The sequence below is a fragment of the Bartonella sp. AA18HLJMS genome (genome assembly GCF_042197245.1).
GTDB lineage: Bacteria > Pseudomonadota > Alphaproteobacteria > Rhizobiales > Rhizobiaceae > Bartonella.
The window spans coordinates 1-3,216 of the sequence record NZ_JBHIRP010000043.1 but is presented as its reverse complement, the minus strand read 5'-3'; the positions used below and the strand labels follow the sequence as shown (position 1 = coordinate 3,216).

The following is a 3,216-nucleotide window of genomic DNA, read 5'->3' as shown; positions in this document are numbered from 1 at the left end:
GATCAGTTAGAGACAGCAATGAAATATATTGCCAGAAAACAAAAGAAACTGATTTCTGAAATAGAATTGACATGGGAAAATATGCAACTTGGCGCTGTTCAAGGGGTGGTTCTTGATGCCGATGGCTCTGTTATTGTCGATTGGTACAAAGAATGGGAAATCGCACCACCAAAGCCGATTGATTTTAAACTAAATACAGAAACAACCAATGTTGCTGACAATGTTGATCAAGTCATTATGAGGATGATTGAAGCTTCAAAAGGAGCGTTTTCTGATCGTTCACGCATTATTGGGCTTTGTGGAAATGAATTCTTTTCCAAATTGAAAAACCATAAAACAATTCGTGAGACCTATTTAAACACAGCCTTAGCACAGACACTCAATAGCGCCGGAGGTGTTGCAACACCAAGTTCGATTGGCTCTGGGAGCTTTGGCAGTTTTGACTTTGCGGGTGTGACTTTCATTAATTACCGGAGTATTCACAACTATAATGTAAGTGCGAAAGCTGGAACAAAGCGCGCCATAGGAATTAAGCCTGATGAATGTCAATTCTTTCCTGTTGATGCGCCTGGTGTCTTCCAAAAAACCTTTGCTCCTGGTGAAAGCTTGGATTTTGCCAACACGGTTGGAAGACCTCTCTACACGATGCTTATCGTCGACCACGACCGTAATGCATGGGTAAAACCGGAGGTATACAGCTATCCGCTTTATATTTGCACGCGTCCAGAAATGCTCTTTAAAGCAGTTATTGGAGCGAAATAACATGCGATGGCACGGGCTGCTAAACCAAATGGTTAAAGATGTGCGCAACACCTTTGGGCAGCCCGTCATCTACACGCGAAAGGATAATCAACAATCGTTTCAGATTACAGCGATTTACACCATTAAACATTCGGAATCGGACGCAGGTGGCAGAATCTCTACCACAATTGCAAGAAAGGAACTTGATCTTTGTATCAATGACATCGGGGGAATACCACCAAAACCTCAAGATAGTATTGTGATCATCTCTCCTGAAAACAACAAAGCCCCCTCTTCTCAAGAACACTTCACTGTTACAGATGTCCAAGCCTCTGAATCCGGTATGTATAAGCTTATCTTGCGGGAGCTAAAGTAAAGATACGCTTATTTATTTTAAAAAGGTAAAGTCACCCCTTGACAATATGGCAACAATGTGTCTATTGTTGAACTAGGTGCCTGAAAAACACCGAACGATAAGCGGATGGATTACCGAAATAATCTCCTCCCGCCGAAATTTAAAAACTTTGACTCATCACATGCTTTGTAGCATATAGTGGTTTTGTCGGGTGTGGTTACACTATACAATACCTTTGCGGGGAAAGTGTAACGACGGACTTATCGCCGTGTTTTTCAGCGCCCGGCACTCTCTTTAGAGTGTCAATGAAAAACATCTAACGATAAGGAGTTCTCATGAACACTCTTATAGAAATTAAAGGAAGTGCTACTAATGGTGCTACCACTCAGACTATGTCTAGCATTGAAATTGCGGGAGTATGTAGTAAGAAGCATAAAAATGTTATGCGAGACATTAAACAAATATTTAGCGAGCTCAAATTTGAGCCGGCTAAGTTTTTAAGCAGTTATATTGATGAACAAGGAAAAACACGCCCTTGTTATAATTTACCCAAGCGCGAATGTTTAATTCTCGTATCTGGTTACAGTACTGCTTTACGTGCTAAAATCATTGACCGTTGGCAAGAATTGGAAAAGCAGGTAGCCACACCACAAGTTGATTATTCCAAACCCGAAGCATTACTTGGTGTCTTGAATCACTTACAAAGTCAAATCAAGCAAAAGGATAATACCATTGCCGAATTAGCTCCAAAAGCAGAGGCTTTGGAAGGTTTAAAGCGTTCTGATGGTTTGTTCGGTCTTATCGAAGCAGCGAAGATGCTTGAAGTGCGACCAAAAGATTTAACCGATTACTTGCGTAAACATGATTGGGTCTATCGGCGTGCTCCAGGAGCGCCATTGTTACCTTATCAGGATAAGATCAAGAAAGGATTCATGGATTGCCCTGCTATCACCATTCAAAGACCAGATGGAACAGAAAAGGTGCTGCCTTCAACGAAAATCACATCCAGAGGATTGGCATGTTTGAGAGAACAAATCTTTGGGGGTGTGCAATGAATAGCAGTGTCGACTTTTTGTGCGATTTATGGATGGCATTGTTTAAGCTTTCTAATCATCGAGGCATTGGAGATGAGGACTGCAATGCTATAGTTGAGGTAATGGAATCGGTCGTAGATGCTCTGGTTTTAAAGCTTCAAGATGACGTGCCCAATATTACAAAAATCTTGGCAATTTTGACAGATTTTGGAGCTTCAGAACTTCCACATCGTATGGATTCTTTGTTGCGAACTTATGAACCAGATTTAGAGAGCCCCATTAAAAAGGTTGCTTAATTAAAAAAATAGAACTCCCCTCCCTATCGTTAAAGGTAGGGAGTGGTTAAACCCTACATTCAAATTTATTGATTTTGGCAAATTCGTCTGCTTTTTCAGTTTGTAATATACTAACGTCATAAGCAGCTTGCATGTTAAGCCAAAATTCAGCAGTAGTATCAAAAAAATAGGCTAATCTTAGTGCTGTATCGGGAGTCACTGGACTATTTTCAGCAACAATACGTTCTATTCTCGTGCGTGGAACATTTAATGCTTTTGCAAGAGCATAAGCAGAGAGAGCATATTCTTTTAAATATTCCTCTCGTAAAATTTCTCCGGGATGAATCGCTATATAATTTTTCATCTCGACCTCCTACAGATCAATGATAATCTACGATTTCAACTTCATAGGCACCATTAGAGCGCCATTCAAAACAAATACGAAACTGGTCATTAATACGGATAGAATATTGACCTTTACGCTCTCCTTTCAACGCTTCTAGACGATTTCCCGGAGGACTGCGCAAATCTTTAAGATCAACTGCTTTATCGAGCATAAACAACTTTCTTTGGGCTATACGCACTAGAGTGGTGGGAAAGCCTCTGGGCAGATTGCCTTCTAAAAGATCTTTACACCGCTTATCAGCAAAAGATTCAATCACCAAATCACCTTTATTCGTTCTTTTACGTATCATAACACGATACCAATATAAAGAAAAGGATAAATGTTAAATAACAGGAGCCCCCATGCATCCGAGAGAAACGATAAGAGAAACATTTGTTGCTTTGATAAAGGCAGCAAAGACGGCAG

General features: G+C 40.5%; 6 protein-coding genes. 4 read left to right on the top strand and 2 right to left on the bottom strand.

What is annotated here, in order from left to right:
• The 4 genes from ACFINW_RS09625 to ACFINW_RS09610 form a co-directional block, all read left to right on the top strand.
• Nucleotides 1–762: major capsid protein (locus ACFINW_RS09625; RefSeq protein WP_375674248.1), on the top strand; the 762-nt coding region annotated here is incomplete at its 5' end.
• A gap of 1 nt (nt 763) precedes the next feature.
• On the top strand, nt 764–1,117 hold the full coding sequence (locus ACFINW_RS09620) for a hypothetical protein (RefSeq protein ID WP_375674247.1): 354 nt from the start codon (nt 764–766) through the stop codon (nt 1,115–1,117).
• Nucleotides 1,118–1,431: 314 nt separating this feature from the next.
• Nucleotides 1,432–2,151 carry a Rha family transcriptional regulator gene (locus tag ACFINW_RS09615; RefSeq protein ID WP_375621874.1) on the top strand — a complete coding sequence of 240 codons (720 nt, stop codon included), beginning with the start codon at nt 1,432–1,434 and terminating at the stop codon, nt 2,149–2,151.
• Entirely contained in the window at nt 2,148–2,426 is a 279-nt protein-coding gene (locus ACFINW_RS09610) for a hypothetical protein (protein WP_375621875.1), read from the top strand. Before ACFINW_RS09615 ends, ACFINW_RS09610 begins: the two co-directional genes overlap by 4 nt.
• 46 nt (nt 2,427–2,472) lie before the next feature.
• Here the strand turns inward: ACFINW_RS09610 and ACFINW_RS09605 are convergent, their stop codons facing one another.
• Nucleotides 2,473–2,769, bottom strand: coding sequence for a HigA family addiction module antitoxin (locus ACFINW_RS09605; RefSeq protein WP_004861504.1), 297 nt, complete (start codon nt 2,767–2,769; stop codon nt 2,473–2,475).
• A 16-nt stretch (nt 2,770–2,785) separates the two neighbouring features.
• Nucleotides 2,786–3,100, bottom strand: a complete 315-nt coding sequence (locus ACFINW_RS09600; RefSeq protein ID WP_375610725.1) for a type II toxin-antitoxin system RelE/ParE family toxin — start codon at nt 3,098–3,100, stop codon at nt 2,786–2,788.
• Nucleotides 3,101–3,216: the final 116 nt, after the last annotated feature.